Source organism: Altererythrobacter chaiwopuensis, assembly GCF_054957735.1.
The window spans coordinates 1,142,912-1,160,679 of the sequence record NZ_JBTXJF010000001.1; the positions used below are offsets into that span (position 1 = coordinate 1,142,912).

Here is a 17,768-nt window from a genome sequence, read left to right on the forward strand (position 1 = left end):
TCGCCTTAAAGGAGAACCCCGTATGCCCCGCGCCTATGCCGAACTGACCTTCACCCCCAATGTGCTGGAGATGCAGCGCAAGCAGGGCAGCGCGGAAAGCTATGCCCGCTTCCTGTCGCCCGACGTGTCAGGCGGCGATGCCTTCACCATGCGCGAGGCCGAATTCATCGCCGCGCGTGACGGGTTCTACCAGGCGACGGTGTCCGAAACCGGCTGGCCCTATGTCCAGTTCCGCGGCGGCCCTCGCGGCTTCCTCAAAGTGATTGACGAGAAACGGCTCGCCTATGTCGATTTCCGCGGCAACCGGCAGTATCTCAGCGTCGGGAACCTCAAGGCCAACAACCGCATCTCGCTGTTCCTGATGGATTACCCCAATCGCCGGAGGCTCAAGATCCTCGGCACGGTCGATGTGGTCGAGATTGCCGACAATCCGCAACTGGTCGAACGGCTGCATGATCCGGCATATCGCGCCGTGCCCGAGCGCGCCTTTGTGATCACGCTGGCGGGGTTTGACTGGAACTGCCCGCAGCATATCCCGCAGCGCTATACGCTGGAGGAACTTGCCGCGCTGGAACAGGGCGGGGAAATCTAGCCCGCCGCCTTGCGCGCCTGCTCAAGCAGCGCGGAAATCTCGTCAAGCATGGCGAGGCGCTGTTTCTTGAGCCCCTCGGCATGATCGTCGCTGGCGGGCTCGATCTCGCTTTCGATCCGGTGGATCGCGCGGTTCACTTCGTGATAGCGTTCGGCCAGATTGGCGAAATGCCGGTCATCAACCTTGAGCCGGGTGAGCAGCGCGATATCCTCGGGGAAGGCCTGGTGGAGTTCGTGCGGGGTATGCTGTGACATGGCAATGCCTCTCGATCTGTGATGGAATTCAGGCCCGCGCCTTCTCATGCGCGGCGAGCAGCTTTTGCAGCACCGCGACCCGCGCGCGCTCTTGCGGATAGGCTCGTTCGGGATGCGCCTCAAGCTTGTCGAGCAGGTCGCGCAGCTCCTTGTGGCGATCGGCCAGGCTTGTTTCCTGCATGGTTCTCTCTCCTTTCGTGGCGGGCAGCATAGCACATTTTGCGCCCAGGGATTTGCGGGAGGTCAAACGGGGGCGGTGTGGCGACGCGGTTTGACCCGCCGCCAATCCGGCGCGATGGAACACATGGAACACGGTCCTGAAGTAAAAACCGCCCGAAAGCCTCCAATGTGTAAACCTGGGGTGGAAATGTGTGACCCTTGGCCGCACAGCGTGAACCTGCCGCGCGATAGCGTGACCTTGCGGCGCGCGAAGTGTCACCTTGCAGGGAGGGAGATGTGACCTTGAGGCAGGTTCCCTGGGGCAGCGACATTGGAGCTGGGGTGAGCGGGAGTGGGCTGGCATGGCCTGAAGCCTAACGGGCCCGCCCTCCTGTAGGAAAGCGGGCTTGCGCTTTATGGCGCACCCGCACCAATGGTATTCGCTTGTGCTGCCGGGCGGGTGTTAGGACGCACTTCGTCATTCCCGCGGTTGCGAAGCACAGCCGCAGGCTGAACGCGGGAATCCAGAGCAACGCAGTGCCACGTTTGTTTTCTCGCTGGGCCCCGGCCTTCGCCGGGGTGACGGAGCGGGTTCACGCGAAGGCGCTAAGCCGCGAAGGCGCTAAGGAACGCGCCGCCCCCCACTTTGAACCTTTACGTGAGGAATTAGGCATACTGTCCCCGGAATTCCGGCAGCCGATCAAAACCTCCACATCAACGAACCGCTGATCCGGTTGCTGATATTGCCGCCCGCCAGCGTGGTCAGGTCGTGGTTCAGCCGCAGCATCAGGTTGTGCAGGTTTCCTTCGATCCCCAGGCCACCGGCGAAGGTCGATGAATCAACCCCTTGTCCAGTGATTGCAAAGGGCGAGCCCTGCGCGCCCTGGATGTCGGCATAGTCGAGCAACTGGGTGTAGTCGCCGCTGATCCGGATGCGGTACTCGGCCTTGGCGATCAGCTTCCAGACGCTGCCCTTGCCCAGGGGTAACCGGGCCCGGGTCCCGGCGGAGCCGCTGAAGTTATTCTCGTCCGCAGCCTGGAAGGCCAGCGCCCAGAAGGGTGATCCGGTTTCGGTATAGGAGTCGAGATGCACCCAGATCCCGTCGGCCCGCAGGTAGGGGGCGAACTCGATCCCGCTACCCAGTTTTGTTTCGTAGGTCCCGATCAGCGCGGCGAAAGTCTGCTCGCTCTCACGCTTGCCGTCGAGGAACACCGCGCCGGTGCTGGAGAAGCGGGTGGTGTCAATCGTGCCGTAACCCTTGCCGATCAGCCCATCGACGAACAGCTTCGATGCCGCCCGCCAGCTGCCATAGAAGGTCAGCGAGCCGTTGGTCGCATCGTTTTCCGATCCGTTGGTGCCGATCCGGGTGTGATCCCAGGCAAAACCGAAGGCCGCGCCCAGCTTCAGGTTGGCGTTGATCTTGCCATCGATGCCGACCGTGATCCCCGACGAGGTGAAGCGTTGTTCGACCGCCCCGTTGGGCTGTTCCTTGCCGAAGTTGACGTCGCCGCTCGCCCAGATACGAAAAGCGCGGCGCTCGAGCTGTTCGCCCGCTGCATGGCGGGTGCCGGCGCTCTCGCCGCCACTGCCGCCGCCCATCGCGACCGGAGCCATGCCCAAGGGCGCGCCCGGCAGCCACGCTGCGTTCGGGTCGAATGCGGCCAGTATGGCCCCGCCGCCTGCAAGCGGCTGGGTATTGCTGTAGCTATAACCATAACCGTCAGTGCCGCCTTGCAGGCCCTGGCTACCGCCAGGGATCCCGTTGTGCCATTGTGGCCGGGTCTGGCTGAAACGCAGGTTCATGCTGTCCTGTCCTTCGCCGTCCGAGTGCAGCTGGCTCAGGCGGTTTTCGACATTGGTCATCTGAGTGCGGACGAAGCGTTCGGCGGTGCGGAACTGCGAGTCGATGGAGCTGCGCGTATCCGGATCCTGCGCCGGGTTAGGCCGGGCGTTGACCGTCACGCTGATCGCGGCCGAAGTGCCCGGAAGGTTGCTGGCATCGCCCAGATAGGAGGCGGTCAGTTGGCGGGTCCCGGCCGCCAGGGCCGAGGTGGTGAAAGTGGCGCTGCCGCCGCTCAGCGTCGCGGTGCCCAGCATGGTGTCGCCGTCATTGAACTCGACCGTTCCGGTCGGCGAAACGCCGCTCACGGTGGCGGTCAGGGTGACCGGCACTCTGAAGAACACTGTCGAGGCCGAACTGGTCAGCGCGACCGTGGTCGCCGCAGGGGCAATCTCGAAACTTTGGCTGACCTGCGGCGCGGCCTGGAACTCGGCGTTGCCGGCCTGGTTGGCCTGCACGGTGCAGGTACCAACCGCCAGCAGGTTGACCGCCCCGCCGCTCACCGAACAGATCGCCGGGGTGGCGGAGGTATAGGTGACCGCCAGGCCCGAGCTTGCGGTTGCGGTCAGGTCGAAGCTGCCGCTTCCCAGCGACCGGGTGGCCAACGCCGGGAAGGTGATCGTGTTGGTCCCGGGGGTGATCGTGAAAGTCTGGGTGACCGGTGCGGCAGCGGCAAAGTTGCTGTCGCCGGCCTGCGAAGCCGTGACCGAACAGGTCCCGGCGGTGACGAAGCTGATCGCGCCTCCCGAGACTGTGCAGATCCCGGTTGAGTTCGAGGCATAGCTGATCGCCAGGCCCGAGCTGGCCGTTGCGACAAGCGCCGGCGGAGCGGAGGTGAAGGCCGTATCGGCCAGCGCCGGGAAGGTGATCGTGTTGGTGCCGGGGGTGATCGTGAAAGTCTGGGTGACCGGTGCGGCGGCGGCGAAGTTGCTGTCACCGGCCTGCGAAGCCGTGACCGAACAGGTCCCGGCGGTGACGAAGCTGATCGCGCCTCCCGAGACTGTGCAGATTGCGGTCGAGTTCGAAGCATAGCTGATCGCCAGGCCCGAGCTTGCCGTTGCGCCAAGCACCGGCGGGGCGGAGGTGAAGGCGGTATCGCTCAGCGCCGGGAAGGTGATCGTGTTGACCCCTGGAGTAACAGCGAAGGTGTTGGTCACCGGGGTGGCAGCGGCAAAGTTGCTGTCACCCGCCTGCGATGCCGTGACCGAACAGGTCCCGGCCGCGACGAAGCTGATCGCGCCGCCCGAGACCGTGCAGATTGCGGTCGAGTTCGAGGCATAGCTGATCGCCAGGCCCGAGCTGGCCGTTGCGACAAGCGCCGGCGGAGCGGAGGTGAAGGCGGTATCGGCCAGCGCCGGGAAGGTGATCGTGTTGGTGCCTGGAGTAACAGCGAAGGTGTTGGTCACCGGTGCGGCGGTCTGGTAGGTGACATTGCCCGCCTGCGTGGCGGTGATCGAGCAGATGCCTCCTGTGACGAAGCTGATCGTTCCGCCCGAAACAGTGCAGATGCCGGTCGAGTTCGAGGCATAGCTGATCGCCAGGCCCGAGCTTGCCGTTGCGCCAAGCACCGGCGGGGCCGATGTGAAAGGCGTATCGCTCAGCGGCGGGAAGGTGATGACATTGGGAGACTGGGTGACCGCGAAAGTCTGTGTGACGGGCGTGGCCGCTACATAATTGGTGTTCCCAGCCTGTGATGCAGTGACCGAGCAGGTGCCGCCAGCGACAAAGCTGATCGTTCCGCCTGAAACGGTGCAAACGCTGGTGGAGTTCGAGTTGTAGCTGATCGCCAGGCCCGAGCTGGCCGTTGCCGAAAGCACCGGCGGGGCGGAGGTGAAGGCGGTATCGCTCAGCGCCGGGAAGGTGATGATATTGGCACCCTGGCCGACCGCGAAGGCCTGTTGAACCTGCGGAGCTGCATTGTAAGCGGTGTTGCCGGCCTGGTTCGCGTTGATCGTGCAGGTGCCGATTCCCTGGAACGACACCGTGCTGCCTGCAATCGAGCAGACGTTGCTGGCGCTCGGGTCGACCGAATAGCTGACCGCCAAGCCCGAAGTGGCCGACGCCGCAACCGTATAGGTCGCTCCGCCCACAACCGCCGAGGCAGGCGCCGAGCTGGTGAAGGTTATGGCCTGATTCTGCTTGGCCCAGGTCAGGGTAACGACATCCGAGGTGACCGAGCCTGCCGTGTTCGTGAACACAACCTTCGCAAGGACAACCTTGGGTGACAACGAGTCCAGGCTGAACGACAGCGCGCTAGAAACGAACTGGTAGGTTGCTCCGTTATCTTCGGAAATGGACCAACTCGCGGTGGGCGTCGGACTGCCCGTGGCCGCGGCGGACAGCGGGATGCTGCTTCCCGGCGCTGCAGTTCCGCCTACCGGCTGGGTGGTGATCACCGGGGGAGCCTGGATCGACAATGTGGCGGCCGCAGTGGTCGCGCTGCCGAGAGAATTTGTGTAAACCGCGCGGTATTGATTGCCATGGTCAGCTGCAGTCGTGGCAAATGTCAGGATGTCCATTGTGGTGGCAATGTTTGTGGCACCCGCAATGTTATTGAAGGTTCCGCCGCCGTCGGTTGAAACCTGCCACTGCACGCTTGGCGTGGGCTTACCCACTGCGGAAGCGTCGAAGGTTGCATTGTTGCCGGCGAGAACCACCACGCTGAATGGGTCGAATAGGACCACGGGCGGCGTGTCGGGCGCAACATAGTCCGATCGCATGACCGGGCCGGCGAAAGTCGACGGCGTCGAGAATGAAATCATTGTGACCGTCGGCTGGTCCTGGACAAACCCCCCATTCAATGCGTCGCTGCCAGTGGTGGTATAGGTCGCCGTGCAGGTAAAGTTGACATTCGTGTTCACTGTGTCTGCGATCGGACAGCTATAAACCAGGCCTTTCGGGCTGGTCACAGTCGCGCTGCTGGCAACCCTGTTCCCGGAATTGACCGTAAACGAGAATGTAATTGTCTGGCCGCTGCCGCTGTAGGTACTCGGCGTAGCCGATGATGCGACAACCGTCTGCGCTGCGGCCGGTGCGGCGAACAGGAACATGGCCAGCAAGGCCAGCAGGCCCCCGGTCACCATGCGAATTGCCGAAGTGCAGATGTGCCGCAGGCCACCGAAAATTACGCGACCTGGCGCAGGCCCAGGCGGCATCGCGATCGTGGAAATCCTGTGTTGCACGACAACTTCTCGTGCGCGCGCGCCCGCCTGCTTGCCCAATTACTTGCTCCGACCCATTGTTGCGGCACCGACGGTTCGCGTCGGCACTCGCGTTTATTATTGGTTGCGGTCGCTGACGATTCAGCCCCCCCGCGGTGCGCGGTTAATCACACCAGACTCACAAAGTAAATACCTAAATTGCAACACATTTTTCTGATTCCGAGTAATTTTATAGTGAATGAAAATTAACCTTTCCCCTGCGCGGCTCCATCGCAGTCCGGGTGGGCAAAAGCAGCAATTTTGCTCGCGGCAAGTGGATGGTGGAGAACGGGTATCGGGTTGTTCGCTTCACCAATGCTGACGTGCTCGGAAATGTCGAAGGTGTCGCTACCTGCATCTGCGAAGAGATCGGCAGGCTTCGGTCCCTCCCGCTTGCGGGAGGGGGACTAGGCTGGTGCGCGATGCTCAGCGCGCATGTGTGGTATTCGCTTGTGCTGCCGGGCGGGTGTTAGGGCGCACTTCGTTATTCCCACGGTTGCGAAGCACAGCCGCAGGCTGAACGCGGGAATCCAGAGCAACGCAGTGCCACGCTTGTTTTCTCGCTGGGCCCCGGCCTTCGCCGGGGTGACGGAGCGGGTTCACGCGAAGGCGCTAAGGAACGCGCCGCGCGGTTCTTCACGCCTTTGCGTGGGGAATTAGGTATACTGTCCCCGGAATTCCGAATTTTAGCCGTTAAGCCTTTCTGAAACGAGAGCAGCGAGCGCGCGGAGCGGACCCTTTCGATTTTCCTCTATCGCAACAATACCTTTACGAGCGCAAATCGCACTCAAGTCTGATTTCACTTTGGCCTTTACGCCCTCATTCCAAATTCGCCCGCTCTGATCAAATGCGCCTTTAAGTCTGACTGAGAATTTCTTTTTCTTCAGCCCAGCAGGAAGATTCTCAAGAGTGACTTTGTGCTCATCCTTGAGGTATTCCTCGACTAGATCGTCTCTTAACAGGTCTTCGAATTCCGACTCATCCTTGCCAAGCCGCTTTGCAAAAACTGCATCTTGTTCAGAAAGAAGGCCATCATCACAGGCGGTTTGGAAGGCGGTGCGTCCTGACTTGTCGTCATCCAGAAAACAGACCGGTTCGCAAATTGAGTTTTGAATTGAATTTACAGAGTAGGAAAGGTTTCCTCCACCTCCCAATCCACTAAACGCCACTTCGCCGTTCTTGAGTGGCAACTGAAGTTCTGGAGCCAAATCGCAGAGCAATCGAGTCAAGGCTTGGTCGTCGTTTTTACCTTCGCAAACTATGCTGAGTCGTGAGTTAGTGAGGTTGTCCGACACACGGACCCCAAGAACATCGCGAATCTCCGAGATATCCGCTGCTGGTCTGGCCTGACTATCCCTTACGATAATATTCTCTTCCACATTGAGACGGTTAGCAAGCGAAGGTGAATGGGTAGTGATAATTACTTGGACCTCGCCGCCCAATTGGTCGAGAATGGCGCGTATGTTGTGAATAGCTCTTGGATGGAGGTGGGATTCCGGCTCCTCGATAGCCAAAATTAGGTTGATGCCGTCACTTGCTAAGCTATCGATTCTCGATAGCAACGCCATTCCGACAAGACTGATAATTCCGTCGCCCTTGCTTGCCAACGGCGTCAAGCGGCCATCATCGATACCAATCTCAACTGAACGCATTAAGTGCCGGCGGTCACCACTGATCTGTAGGCTCACATCGCTAATCGATGGAACGAAAGTTTCTAAGGAACCTTTCAGCCTACTTTCGAGCTGCTCCAATACTGGGCGCTGAAGGTCGTCAATCGTCTTCATCGCTTGCTGGTAAGCTTCAGTCCTTTCGACTCCACGTAAGGCGGAAGATACTAAGCGTTCGACAGATCTCGCGGAGTGGTCCGCAGTGCGGACCGCCGGGATGTAGTTAATAGACAGCTTGCTACCAACAAACGCAGCGATATCGGAAGACTTCCCAGTCAGCGCCTTATAGCCCTTTCCGGGTTTATTGACCTCAAACTCCGGGATGCCATTTCGGCCGATCCTGATGGTTATGGGCAAGTGGTGATTAATGTGGCTTTGGATTTCCGAATAGAATTCGTCGCGATCACTTTCCTCGAGATGAAACTCCAATTTAAATTCCGTCTTCAGATCCAACTTTTCTTGTTGGTCGATCGGAAAATCCCGCGTCCATTCGTACTGACGGCTGCGAGAGATCATAGAACGGCGTGGGACGCCTAGGCGTCCAGGCCCCGAAGCGTGCTCTTCAAGCAACTCCAGGCCGGTGACTAAAGCGCGCACCAAATTGGATTTGCCCTCATTGTTTGGCCCGATAATCGTTAGATTAGTCGCTACACTTATCAGTGGAGTTGACTTAATACTTCGATAATTGCGAACCTTAAAGCGCTTAAGATGCAAAGCCCTCTACTCCGCCGCCTGCGCGCCCTCACCACCAGCATCCCCGAACATGTCCGGCCCGTCATCAACAGCCTCTTCCTCATTCGCGGCTTTCGCCTTCTGGCGCTTGTCGAAGCTGGCCCAGACAGTGTTCCAATCACCCTTGGTCGCAGCCTTGGAATATTCGGTAGCGCGCTGTTCGAAGAAATTGGCGTGCTCGACCCCGTTCAATAGCGGGGCGAGCCAGGGCAGCGGGTGATCATCGATCATATAGATCGGCTGCAGGCCCAGCTGGCCCAGCCGCCAGTCCGCGATATAGCGGATGTATTTCTTGATCTCCTTCGCGGTCATGCCGGAAACCGGCCCCATCTCGAAGGCGAGATCGATGAAATTATCCTCCAGCCGCACCGATTTCTGGCAGATGTCGATGATGTCTTCCTTCACCGCCTTGGTGTAGCAATCGCGCTCGCGCACGAATTCGTGGAACAGCCGCACGATCCCTTCGCAGTGCAGGCTTTCGTCGCGCACGCTCCAGCTCACGATCTGGCCCATGCCCTTCATCTTGTTGAAGCGCGGGAAGTTCATCAGCATGGCAAAACTGGCGAACAGCTGCATCCCTTCGGTGAAGCCGCCGAACACCGCCAGGGTGCGGGCGATATCCTCGTCGGTATCAACGCCGAACAGCTGCAAATAATCGTGCTTGTCCTTCATTTCCTCATATTCGAGGAAGGCGGAATATTCGCTTTCGGGCATGCCGATGGTGTCAAGCAGATGCGAATAGGCGGCGATGTGCACCGTCTCCATGTTGCTGAACGCGGTCAGCATCATCTTGATCTCGGTCGGCTTGAACACGCGGCCGTATTTGTCGTGATAGCAATCCTGCACCTCGACATCGGCCTGGGTGAAGAAACGGAAGATCTGGGTGAGCAGATTGCGCTCGTGATCGGTGATCTTCTGCGCCCAGTCACGGCAATCCTCGCCCAGGGGAACTTCCTCGGGCATCCAGTGGATCTGCTGCTGGCGTTTCCAGAACTCGTAAGCCCAGGGGTATTCAAAGGGCTTGTAGGTCTTACGAGCTTCGAGCAACGACATCTTGTGGCCTCCGTGAATCAGTACAAACGTCAATATAGGGAATCATGGTGGCAATTCGAAGGCAAGCAGGCACGATTGGGCGGGGATAAGCCGTGCTTTTTTCGAGTCGGGCGGAGCAGGCGAATCGCGCTGCGGCGTGGGCAGCCCAAAAGCCCGGATCAGCCACTGATTCGCCCCCCTTATATCGGCGTTAACCCTTTTCCGGCCGAAGGAGGGTGGTGTTAACCATCGTGTGCCGCGGAAATCCTGCAAAAACCGTGCTTTAGGAGATGATTAACGGCCTTTCGGCTAACTTTTGGGGGTTATGTCAGCGAATCCCCCTCCTCACAGCTTCACATTGCGCGAAGAGCTTGATGCGGCACTGCTGCGCCGCACCGACTTTGACGCATGGTCGCCCGAACTCAAAGAGGCGCTGGCAAGCCATCAGAGCGGCAACGAATTCGTGCTGCTGCGCTATCATTTGCTGGTGGGGCTGGCGATCAGCGCAATAGCGCTGATGTGGGACATAATCGCGGTGCCGCAAAAGGCCGATGTCGCCATTGCCTGGCGCTTGCTCACCTCCTTGCCGTTGGCGCTGTTCGGCCTGTTCGTGCTGCGCTCGGGCGATGTCAGAAAGATCAAGCTGGTGATCGCGCTTTCGCTTGTCGGCGTGGGCGTGCTGGCCATCCATCTGGCCAGTTTCAGCTCGCCCGAGATCATGTCGCGCTATACCATGGCGACCAGTTTCCTCCTCGGGCTGGCGTGCCTGGCGCTGCCCTGCCCCCCGCAGGAGATCAAGCGGTTCGCGCTGATATTCGGGCTGGCAACCTCGATCGCCGGGCTGTGGCCCAATGCGCTGCCGCCGGGTGAACTGGGGCTCCATATCATCTTCACTGCATTGATCGGCATCCCCGCCTGGGCAATCGCGCGGCAGCACTGGAATGTCAGGGCGCGCTCGATCCTGCTCGACATGCGCGACGATCTGACGCGGCACGAGCTGGAGCAGAACAACGAAATGCTGCGCCAATTGTCGGAACAGGATCCGCTCACCGGCATGCCCAACCGGCGCAAGTTCGAACGCGTCGTGTCCGAACGGCTGGAGGGGCGGCGGCCCGATCGGGCCTGGCCGGGAAAGCTGGCAGTGATGATGATCGATCTCGATCACTTCAAGGCGTTCAACGATCGCCACGGCCACCAGGCCGGTGACCGCTGCCTGGCGATGGCGGCGGCCCAGTTGCAGGCCGTATTCCCGCGCGAATACGGTGTGCTGGCCCGCTACGGCGGGGAAGAGTTCATCGCCGCCGTGCGCGAGCGCGAGCCCGGGGAGGCTGTGAGGCTGGCCGAAACCATGCGGGCAGCGATCGAAGAGATGCTGGTGCCGGTTCGCGACACGTCAAGGCCGCTGATCACCACCAGCATCGGGATGGCGCTGGTCGCAGCCGATACAACGCTCGAGCTTGAGGACATGATCGAGGCGGCCGATGTTGCGCTTTATAGCGCCAAGCGCGCCGGGCGGAACCGGGTCGAGATCGTCGAGGTGAGCGATCAGTCCGCAGCTTTACCTCATGCGAATGCTTCGGGACGGAAGGCCTGAATGGCCAGCCGCAATGGTTGGGGCCGCTATCGTTTCGCCCGTTTCGAGCTGAACCAGCTGCCCCCTCCCAGCACGGTGATGCCGAGAAAGAAGCCGAAATCATACCAGCCGCCGGTGTTGGGCACGGCATAAACGGCGATGCCTGAATCGAACAGCGAACCGATCCAGGCGAAGGGGAACACGAACCCATGCCACAGCCCCCACCAGAAGCCGGGCACTTCGGGCCCACTGGCCACGCCCGCGTCGAGCTGCGAAGCGCAGGCAGACAGTAGCAGCAAGGCTGCCGACAGGGTCAGGATACGAACGGGTCTGGTCATGGCACGGCTCCCAGGGCGGTGTGATCCGATCCTATTCGCTGCCTTCATCCGGCACAAGAGATTGCGATCGTCGTGCGAAAACAGCGCATTTGCCGCCCTTCGCCACGAGCCGTGGCTGAGGCGGGGTGAGACGAGGACCGATCCGCCCGCTCACCCGTTGATGACATGTAACCAACTCAAAAAAGGAGGAAAAACATGTTCGAGAAGCTACGCATCAAGGAACATATGGAAGTCAGCGACGCCAAGGGCCGCCACGTCGGCACGGTCGACGAGGTAAAGGATGAGATGATCCGGCTGACCAAGTCTGACAGCATGGACGGCAAGCACCACGTGCTGCCGCTCGCGGATGTCGACAAGATTGAGGAGAACCGCGTTTACCTGAAGGAAGACGCGAAGATTCCAATCGGGCTAGGGAACAAGGCCTCGGTCGGCCTCTAGCTTCAACCTGACCAAGTCTGCCGCGCCGCAAGGCCGCAGGCAGCTGCCCCGGTTTCGCCTGTCCCCCGATATGCGCGAGACCGGGGTTTTACGTGGGCGAGCGCAAAGAGCGGTGCGGCGAGGGCGAGGAATAAGCCACAACGGCAAGCCGGCGAATGGTCATCCCAGCCATATCCAGATCAATACAACCATGCCAAGCAGTCCAACAAGTCCGGTGCGCAAATCATACCAATGGCTGTCCGGACCGAAGCGTTTTTCCAGTTCTGCCTGCGCTTCAGGCGTGCCTTCGCCAAGATCCCGATTGATTACATCGCGATCTGCATTGTCCGGGGCAATAAATCGCTGGGCACTGACGAAGAATTCGTAGAGGCTCCAGCCGACCGCGATCAGTCCCAAAGCAGCGATCCCGATGATCCCCGCGCTGTTCAATGCCCCCTCACTGGCAGGCCAGGCACTCGTCGTAATCGGTCGTCGGCAATTGATACACTGCGGCCTCGGCGGTGTTGTCCGCCTCCACCCCGCCGGCAAAGCCCGCGCGCTGGACCGATTTCGAGCGCAGGTAATAGAGCGACTTGATGCCCTTCTCCCACGCCTGGAAGTGCAGCATCATCAGGTCCCACTTGTCGACATCGGCCGGGATGAACAGGTTCAGCGACTGCGCCTGATCGATATAGGGCGTGCGATCGGCCGCGAATTCGAGCAGCCAGCGCTGGTCGATTTCGAAGCTGGTCTTGAACACCGCCTTTTCCTCTACCGAGAGGAAATCGAGATGCTGGACCGAGCCCCCCTTTTCCAGGATCGAGTTCCACACCTGGGTCGAATCCTTGCTCTTCTCGCGCAGGATTTTCTCCAGATAGGGGTTCTTGACGATGAAGCTGCCCGACAATGTCTTGTGGGTGTAGATATTGGCCGGGATCGGTTCGATGCAGGCGCTGGTGCCGCCGCAGATGATACTGATCGACGCGGTTGGCGCGATCGCCATCTTGCAGCTGAAGCGCTCCATCGCGCCCATTTCCTTGGCATCGGGGCAGGCGCCGCGTTCATGCGCCAGCAGCATGGAAGCCTCGGATGCCTTGCCCTGGATGTGCTTGAACATTTTCAGGTTCCACACCTTGGCCATCGGGCTTTCGAAGCCGATCTGCTTCATTTGCAGGAAGGAGTGGAAGCCCATCACGCCCAGGCCCACGCTGCGTTCGCGGCTGGCGGAATATTTGGCGCGCGACATCTCATCCGGCGCACGGTCGATATAGTCCTGCAGGACATTGTCGAGGAAGCGCATCACGTCCTCGATGAAATCCTTCTCGGTCGACCACTCGTCCCACTTTTCAAGGTTGAGTGAGCTGAGGCAGCACACCGCCGTGCGGTCATTGCCAAGATGGTCAATCCCGGTGGGCAGGGTGATTTCGCTGCACAGGTTCGAAGTCGAGACCTTGAGGCCCAGCTCGCGGTGATGCTTGGGCATCATCCGGTTCACCGTGTCGGAAAAGACGATATAGGGCTCACCGGTAGCCAGCCGGGTTTCAACCAGTTTCTGGAACAGGCTGCGCGCGTCAACCTTGCCGCGCACGCTGCCATCGCGCGGCGATTTCAGCTCGAACTCGCTGCCCGAACGCACCGCTTCCATGAATTCATCGGTCAGCAGCACGCCGTGATGCAGATTGAGCGCCTTGCGGTTGAAATCCCCCGATGGCTTGCGGATCTCCAGGAACTCCTCGATCTCCGGGTGCGCGATATCGATATAGCAGGCGGCCGAACCGCGCCGCAGCGAACCTTGCGAGATTGCCAGCGTCAGCGAATCCATCACCCGCACGAAGGGGATGATGCCGCTGGTCTTGCCGTTCAGGCCCACCGGCTCGCCAATGCCGCGCACATTGCCCCAATAGGTGCCGATGCCGCCGCCCTTGGAAGCAAGCCAGACATTCTCGTTCCATGTGCCGACAATGCCTTCAAGGCTGTCCTCGACCGAGTTCAGGTAACAGCTGATTGGCAGGCCGCGATTGGTGCCGCCATTGGAAAGGACGGGGGTGGCGGGCATGAACCACAGGCGCGAAATATAGTCATAAAGCCGCTGGGCATGTTCCTGATCATCGGCATAGGCATCGGCCACACGCGCGAACAGGTCCTGGAAATTCTCGCCTGGCAACAGGTAGCGGTCAATCAGGGTTTCCTTGCCGAATTCGGTCAGATTGGCGTCACGCGTTTCGTCCGTAATGACGGTGAAGCGGCGGTCATTGACCTTCTTGCTGTCCACCTGTGCGGCAGACTTGGCGGCGGCAGCCATCGCACCGGCCAGGGCTTCGCCGGCCTTCTGTGCAACCAGTTCTTCGCTGCCCTTGTCTTCGGTTTCCATCGCCACTGCCTTGGCCTTACCTTTTTCGCGGGCTGGCTGGCCCTTTTTTGCGGCTGCCCCGGCTTCCGTTTCGTTCGTATCTTCCGTGCCGTGATCCAGCCCCAATGTCGCCTCGTCGCCAGTCCTGAAATCCATCATTTGCCCCGCTTCCGTTCGCCCGTTTGATCCTCTCGCGGCACCCGCCCCTTGAATGGCGATGTTCCGCTTGTGTTCGAATCGGCGGGATCGCTCCCACCTAGCAATTTCGCGGGCCCAAGGGGGAAATAGTTTTCCCCTTTTTGCCCACAGAACCTGCGCGTTTCCCCGCGGAAGACCGAATCCTCTCTTAATCCGCAGATATGGGAACTGCGGCTAAAATGACTAGGTCTAGTAGGTGCCCCTGCGCCATGTACCACTAGATACTGAATCAGAGGCGAGTCCGGCGCAAGAGGGTAAATACCGATTCACCATGTTTGAGCGACCCGGAGGCAAGGTGTATTGCCTTGCTGCAACGCCGCGACGCATGGGAAATCCTTGGCTGGCGTGCAGCGCAAGCCCCAAAATGAATCTGGGAAAAAATTTTTGCGGGCAAAACGGGTTTACAGGACTTGTGAATCTTTCGAATCCGGGCACGCAATTTTCGAATCCGACGACTGCCCTCGAAAGCGTGAACAAGATGAATCGCATTGCCTTGAGAACATGCCTTACCGGCCCCGTCTTGCGGCGTTCGTTGAAGGTCGCATTGATTATCGGCACCCTGCTTACGGCCATCAACCAGGGCGATCTTATCATGGCCGGCCAGCAGCCGGTGATCTGGAAAGTTGCGCTGACTTATCTCGTGCCGTTCCTGGTCGCCAGCTATGGTGCCTATTCTGCGCTGGCCATGCGCGACTACTAGGGTCAGGGCCCTGGCTGCCTCACCCTAGCCTGCCGCCTGCGCATGTTCGGCAATCGCATTGGCAATCGGATCGACCAGCTCCACCGGCAGATCGTGGCCCCAGCCGGGAATGGTCTTGATTCTGGCGCCGGGAATTGCGGCCGCAGTTGCATGGCCGCATGCCACCTTGACCAGGGGATCATCCTCGCCATGCAGAACCAGCGCGGGCGCGTTTACGGACTTCAAACGTTCGGTCCGGTCCCCATCATCGATGATCGCCGCCATTTGGCGGAACAGCCCCTCGGGATAAACGGAACGGCGAACATATCCCGTCACCCGCTCACGCAGGTTCTTGGGGTCTGGCCTGAAGCCCGGGCTGCCAATTGCAGTCGCCACCATCATGCCGTGTTCAACCAGCACTTCTTCTTCCTCTGATGCCGGTCGCTTGGTCAGCGCCTCTATCGCCGCCTTGTCGGCCTGCGGAAGCTTGTGATGGCCCGTGGTCGAAAAGATGGAGGTGAGGCTGAGGACGCGTTGCGGATGCTCGATAGCCATCAATTGCGCGATCATCCCGCCCATCGAAGCGCCGACAATATGCGCGCGCTCGATTCCAAGCGCATCAAGCACACCGATCCCGTCTGCCGCCATATCGCTAAGCGAATAAGGAACCTTGGGCGGAAAACCGAAGCGCTTGCGGATCATATGCCAGATCATGCCGGGCACTTTTTCGCCGTGAAACTTGTGGCTCAGGCCGATGTCGCGATTGTCATAGCGGATCACGTGGAAACCGCGGCCTGCCAGCGCCTCGACCAATTCGATCGGCCAGAATGTCATCTGCGCGCCCAGCCCCATCACCAGCAATATTGGCGGGTGCGACGGATCGCCATGGGTATCGTAATGGATGGTAATTCCGTTGGCGGTGATTTCTGGCAAGCTTTCCTCCTGTGGTACTCGCTGCTTTGGCCATATTGGCGCGCTTGCGACAAGGGCGAAGCGGAATTTTTGCCCTCACGATGAACCGGATTGGCCTTCACGCCCACTATACTGGTGAACGGCAGAAGCGAGGACATGATGCAATCTACCGCCCGCCTCCTTGACGAATATCTGGTTGCGAGCGCGCAGACGGGCAGCCGCGAGGCGTTTGGTCAGCTGGCGCGGCGCTGGCACCCGAAACTCGTCGCGCATGCGCTGCGCCTGACTGGCGAGCGCGAGTTGGCGATGGATGCGGTCCAGCTGGCCTGGGCAGCAATCGTCAAGGGGATCGCCCGGCTGAAGGATCCGCGCGCATTCCCCGCCTGGGCTTACCGGATCACGTCGCGGGCTTGCGCAGGCGAGATCGGCCATGCCGTGGCCCGCCGCAGGCTGGCACAGGCGTGGTCGAGCGAACCGCGCGAAGCGAGCATCGAGCCGGAGGAGCCATCGCAGCCTGGCAGGCTTCAGGCGGCGATCCGCCAGTTACCTGCAGGGGAGCGTGCTGCGATTGCTCTCTACCATTTCGAGGAATTGCGCGTGGCCGAGGTTGCGGTCGCGCTCGCTGTGCCGGTCGGCACGGTCAAGACACGACTGATGAATGCCCGCCGCAAATTGCGCGCGATACTGGAAGGAGAACACCAATGAGCACCAAAATGAATGATTCGCTTGATGCGATGATTGATGAGACCCTCGATGCCGAGGAGCGCGAATTGCTGCGCCAGATCGGCGAGGAACCGGGCTATCTCAGCCAGATCCACGGCCTGTTCGGCGGCAGGCTGGGCTGGGTAAGCTGGCTGATGATGTTCTGGCAGACCGTGATGTTCATCGCTGCTGTCTATTGCGCGGTGCAATTCTTCCAGGCCAACGAAACGCTCGAGGCGCTGCGCTGGGGAATGCCTTCCGCGGTGCTGCTGATCATGGCGGGCATGCTCAAGCTGGCGCTGTGGCCCAGCCTGCAAACCAACCGCGTTCTGCGCGAACTGAAGCGGGTCGAACTGCAAATCGCGCGTGCCAACGCAAAAAGGTGAACTGCCCTGGGCAGGTCCTAGGCCACAACTGCGCCGAACAACCTGCCCACCGCTGCCGTCACCGCCATCGCCAGCGCGCCCCAGAACACCACGCGCGCGACCGACCGCAGAACCGGAGCGCCCCCAGCGCGGCCACTGAAAATGCCGAGCACGGCGAGCGCAACCAGCGAAGTGGCCCCGACTCCGATGGTCAGGGCGTCTGTTGGCAGAAGCAGTACTACCAGCAGCGGCAAGGCCGCGCCGATCGAGAAAGTGAATGCCGAAGCGAATGCCGCCTGCAGCGGACGGGCAGCGGTCGCATCCGAGAGCCCCAGCTCATCTCGCCGATGAGCGGCCATGGCGTCATGAGCAGTGAGCTGTTCGGCAACCTGCCGCGCCAGACCGGGTTCGAGCCCGCGCCCGACATAAATACCGGTCAGCTCGGCCAGCTCGGCCTCTGGCTGGGTAGCGAGCTCAGCTGTCTCGCGGGCGATGTCGGCATTCTCGGTATCGGCCTGCGAGCTGACCGAAACATATTCGCCCGCCGCCATCGAGAGGGCGCCTGCCACAAGCCCGGCAATGCCAGCCAGCAGCACTTCCTCCCGCCCGGCCGCTGCAGCGGCCACGCCAACGATCAGACTGGCGGTCGAAACGATCCCGTCATTGGCGCCGAGCACGGCGGCGCGCAGCCAGCCGATGCGCTCGATGTTGTGGCTTTCAACGTGCAGTCGGCTCATAATGTTCTCCTGTGCATGCC

The 17,768-nt window shown here is 60.6% G+C and carries 17 protein-coding genes; 7 read left to right on the forward strand and 10 right to left on the reverse strand.

Annotated features, from left to right (window positions below):
* Positions 1-22: 22 nt before the first annotated feature.
* Positions 23-592, forward strand: coding sequence for a pyridoxamine 5'-phosphate oxidase family protein (locus tag ACX3VQ_RS05590; protein ID WP_462579936.1), 570 nt, complete (start codon positions 23-25; stop codon positions 590-592).
* Here ACX3VQ_RS05590 and ACX3VQ_RS05595 read toward each other — a convergent pair.
* The 3 genes from ACX3VQ_RS05595 to ACX3VQ_RS05605 form a co-directional block, all read right to left on the reverse strand.
* Positions 589-846 carry a YdcH family protein gene (locus ACX3VQ_RS05595; protein ID WP_462571081.1) on the reverse strand — a complete coding sequence of 86 codons (258 nt, stop codon included), beginning with the start codon at positions 844-846 and terminating at the stop codon, positions 589-591. The genes ACX3VQ_RS05590 and ACX3VQ_RS05595 overlap by 4 nt on opposite strands.
* Before the next feature lie 28 nt (positions 847-874).
* Positions 875-1,027 (reverse strand): hypothetical protein, encoded by a 153-nt coding sequence (locus ACX3VQ_RS05600; RefSeq protein WP_462571080.1) that lies wholly within the window; start codon positions 1,025-1,027, stop codon positions 875-877.
* A gap of 678 nt (positions 1,028-1,705) precedes the next feature.
* Positions 1,706-6,067: an autotransporter domain-containing protein gene (locus tag ACX3VQ_RS05605; RefSeq protein WP_462579937.1), complete on the reverse strand. Its 4,362-nt coding sequence runs from the start codon at positions 6,065-6,067 to the stop codon at positions 1,706-1,708.
* 221 nt (positions 6,068-6,288) lie between these two features.
* Between ACX3VQ_RS05605 and ACX3VQ_RS05610 the strand changes: the two genes are divergently transcribed.
* Entirely contained in the window at positions 6,289-6,519 is a 231-nt protein-coding gene (locus tag ACX3VQ_RS05610; RefSeq protein WP_462579939.1) for a DUF559 domain-containing protein, read from the forward strand.
* A gap of 213 nt (positions 6,520-6,732) precedes the next feature.
* Here the strand turns inward: ACX3VQ_RS05610 and ACX3VQ_RS05615 are convergent, their stop codons facing one another.
* Positions 6,733-8,427, reverse strand: coding sequence for an ATP-dependent nuclease (locus tag ACX3VQ_RS05615; protein WP_462579940.1), 1,695 nt, complete (start codon positions 8,425-8,427; stop codon positions 6,733-6,735).
* A 6-nt stretch (positions 8,428-8,433) separates the two neighbouring features.
* Entirely contained in the window at positions 8,434-9,498 is a 1,065-nt protein-coding gene (locus ACX3VQ_RS05620; RefSeq protein ID WP_462571077.1) for a ribonucleotide-diphosphate reductase subunit beta, read from the reverse strand.
* Between the two features lie 304 nt (positions 9,499-9,802).
* Here ACX3VQ_RS05620 and ACX3VQ_RS05625 point away from each other — a divergent pair, with 304 nt between their 5' ends.
* Positions 9,803-11,071 carry a GGDEF domain-containing protein gene (locus ACX3VQ_RS05625; protein ID WP_462579941.1) on the forward strand — a complete coding sequence of 423 codons (1,269 nt, stop codon included), beginning with the start codon at positions 9,803-9,805 and terminating at the stop codon, positions 11,069-11,071.
* Positions 11,072-11,097: 26 nt separating this feature from the next.
* On the opposite strand, the gene ACX3VQ_RS05630 is transcribed toward ACX3VQ_RS05625, so the two are convergent.
* The gene (locus tag ACX3VQ_RS05630; RefSeq protein ID WP_462571075.1) at positions 11,098-11,388 is read right to left on the reverse strand and encodes a hypothetical protein; all 291 of its coding nucleotides are present in this window, start codon (positions 11,386-11,388) and stop codon (positions 11,098-11,100) included.
* 195 nt (positions 11,389-11,583) lie between these two features.
* Here ACX3VQ_RS05630 and ACX3VQ_RS05635 point away from each other — a divergent pair, with 195 nt between their 5' ends.
* The gene (locus tag ACX3VQ_RS05635; RefSeq protein WP_462571074.1) at positions 11,584-11,826 is read left to right on the forward strand and encodes a DUF2171 domain-containing protein; all 243 of its coding nucleotides are present in this window, start codon (positions 11,584-11,586) and stop codon (positions 11,824-11,826) included.
* 159 nt (positions 11,827-11,985) lie between these two features.
* Here ACX3VQ_RS05635 and ACX3VQ_RS05640 read toward each other — a convergent pair whose 3' ends face one another.
* Both ACX3VQ_RS05640 and ACX3VQ_RS05645 read right to left on the reverse strand, forming a co-directional pair.
* Positions 11,986-12,255, reverse strand: coding sequence for a hypothetical protein (locus ACX3VQ_RS05640; RefSeq protein ID WP_462571073.1), 270 nt, complete (start codon positions 12,253-12,255; stop codon positions 11,986-11,988).
* A 7-nt stretch (positions 12,256-12,262) separates the two neighbouring features.
* Positions 12,263-14,311: a ribonucleoside-diphosphate reductase subunit alpha gene (locus ACX3VQ_RS05645; protein ID WP_462580692.1), complete on the reverse strand. Its 2,049-nt coding sequence runs from the start codon at positions 14,309-14,311 to the stop codon at positions 12,263-12,265.
* A gap of 520 nt (positions 14,312-14,831) precedes the next feature.
* Here ACX3VQ_RS05645 and nrtS point away from each other — a divergent pair.
* Positions 14,832-15,053 (forward strand): nitrate/nitrite transporter NrtS, encoded by a 222-nt coding sequence (gene nrtS / locus ACX3VQ_RS05650; RefSeq protein WP_462580694.1) that lies wholly within the window; start codon positions 14,832-14,834, stop codon positions 15,051-15,053.
* A 24-nt stretch (positions 15,054-15,077) separates the two neighbouring features.
* Here nrtS and ACX3VQ_RS05655 read toward each other — a convergent pair whose 3' ends face one another.
* Positions 15,078-15,965, reverse strand: coding sequence for an alpha/beta fold hydrolase (locus tag ACX3VQ_RS05655; protein ID WP_462579942.1), 888 nt, complete (start codon positions 15,963-15,965; stop codon positions 15,078-15,080).
* Between the two features lie 135 nt (positions 15,966-16,100).
* Here ACX3VQ_RS05655 and ACX3VQ_RS05660 point away from each other — a divergent pair, with 135 nt between their 5' ends.
* Positions 16,101-16,649: an RNA polymerase sigma factor gene (locus tag ACX3VQ_RS05660; protein WP_462579943.1), complete on the forward strand. Its 549-nt coding sequence runs from the start codon at positions 16,101-16,103 to the stop codon at positions 16,647-16,649.
* Positions 16,646-17,032: a DUF6768 family protein gene (locus ACX3VQ_RS05665; protein ID WP_462579944.1), complete on the forward strand. Its 387-nt coding sequence runs from the start codon at positions 16,646-16,648 to the stop codon at positions 17,030-17,032. Before ACX3VQ_RS05660 ends, ACX3VQ_RS05665 begins: the two co-directional genes overlap by 4 nt.
* 17 nt (positions 17,033-17,049) lie before the next feature.
* Here the strand turns inward: ACX3VQ_RS05665 and ACX3VQ_RS05670 are convergent, their stop codons facing one another.
* Positions 17,050-17,748: a VIT1/CCC1 transporter family protein gene (locus tag ACX3VQ_RS05670; RefSeq protein WP_462579945.1), complete on the reverse strand. Its 699-nt coding sequence runs from the start codon at positions 17,746-17,748 to the stop codon at positions 17,050-17,052.
* Positions 17,749-17,768 lie beyond the last annotated feature (20 nt).

What these genes read in the sequence shown, in the direction of transcription:
- ACX3VQ_RS05625 (WP_462579941.1), top strand. Translation starts at nt 9,803, where the DNA reads ATGTCAGCGAATCCCCCTCCTCACAGCTTCACATTGCGCGAAGAGCTT.
- ACX3VQ_RS05620 (WP_462571077.1), bottom strand. Translation starts at nt 9,498, where the DNA reads ATGTCGTTGCTCGAAGCTCGTAAGACCTACAAGCCCTTTGAATACCCC.
- ACX3VQ_RS05630 (WP_462571075.1), bottom strand. Translation starts at nt 11,388, where the DNA reads ATGACCAGACCCGTTCGTATCCTGACCCTGTCGGCAGCCTTGCTGCTA.
- ACX3VQ_RS05645 (WP_462580692.1), bottom strand. Translation starts at nt 14,311, where the DNA reads ATGGATTTCAGGACTGGCGACGAGGCGACATTGGGGCTGGATCACGGC.
- ACX3VQ_RS05590 (WP_462579936.1), top strand. Translation starts at nt 23, where the DNA reads ATGCCCCGCGCCTATGCCGAACTGACCTTCACCCCCAATGTGCTGGAG.
- ACX3VQ_RS05635 (WP_462571074.1), top strand. Translation starts at nt 11,584, where the DNA reads ATGTTCGAGAAGCTACGCATCAAGGAACATATGGAAGTCAGCGACGCC.
- ACX3VQ_RS05665 (WP_462579944.1), top strand. Translation starts at nt 16,646, where the DNA reads ATGAGCACCAAAATGAATGATTCGCTTGATGCGATGATTGATGAGACC.
- ACX3VQ_RS05670 (WP_462579945.1), bottom strand. Translation starts at nt 17,748, where the DNA reads ATGAGCCGACTGCACGTTGAAAGCCACAACATCGAGCGCATCGGCTGG.
- nrtS (WP_462580694.1), top strand. Translation starts at nt 14,832, where the DNA reads ATGAATCGCATTGCCTTGAGAACATGCCTTACCGGCCCCGTCTTGCGG.
- ACX3VQ_RS05600 (WP_462571080.1), bottom strand. Translation starts at nt 1,027, where the DNA reads ATGCAGGAAACAAGCCTGGCCGATCGCCACAAGGAGCTGCGCGACCTG.
- ACX3VQ_RS05595 (WP_462571081.1), bottom strand. Translation starts at nt 846, where the DNA reads ATGTCACAGCATACCCCGCACGAACTCCACCAGGCCTTCCCCGAGGAT.
- ACX3VQ_RS05660 (WP_462579943.1), top strand. Translation starts at nt 16,101, where the DNA reads ATGATGCAATCTACCGCCCGCCTCCTTGACGAATATCTGGTTGCGAGC.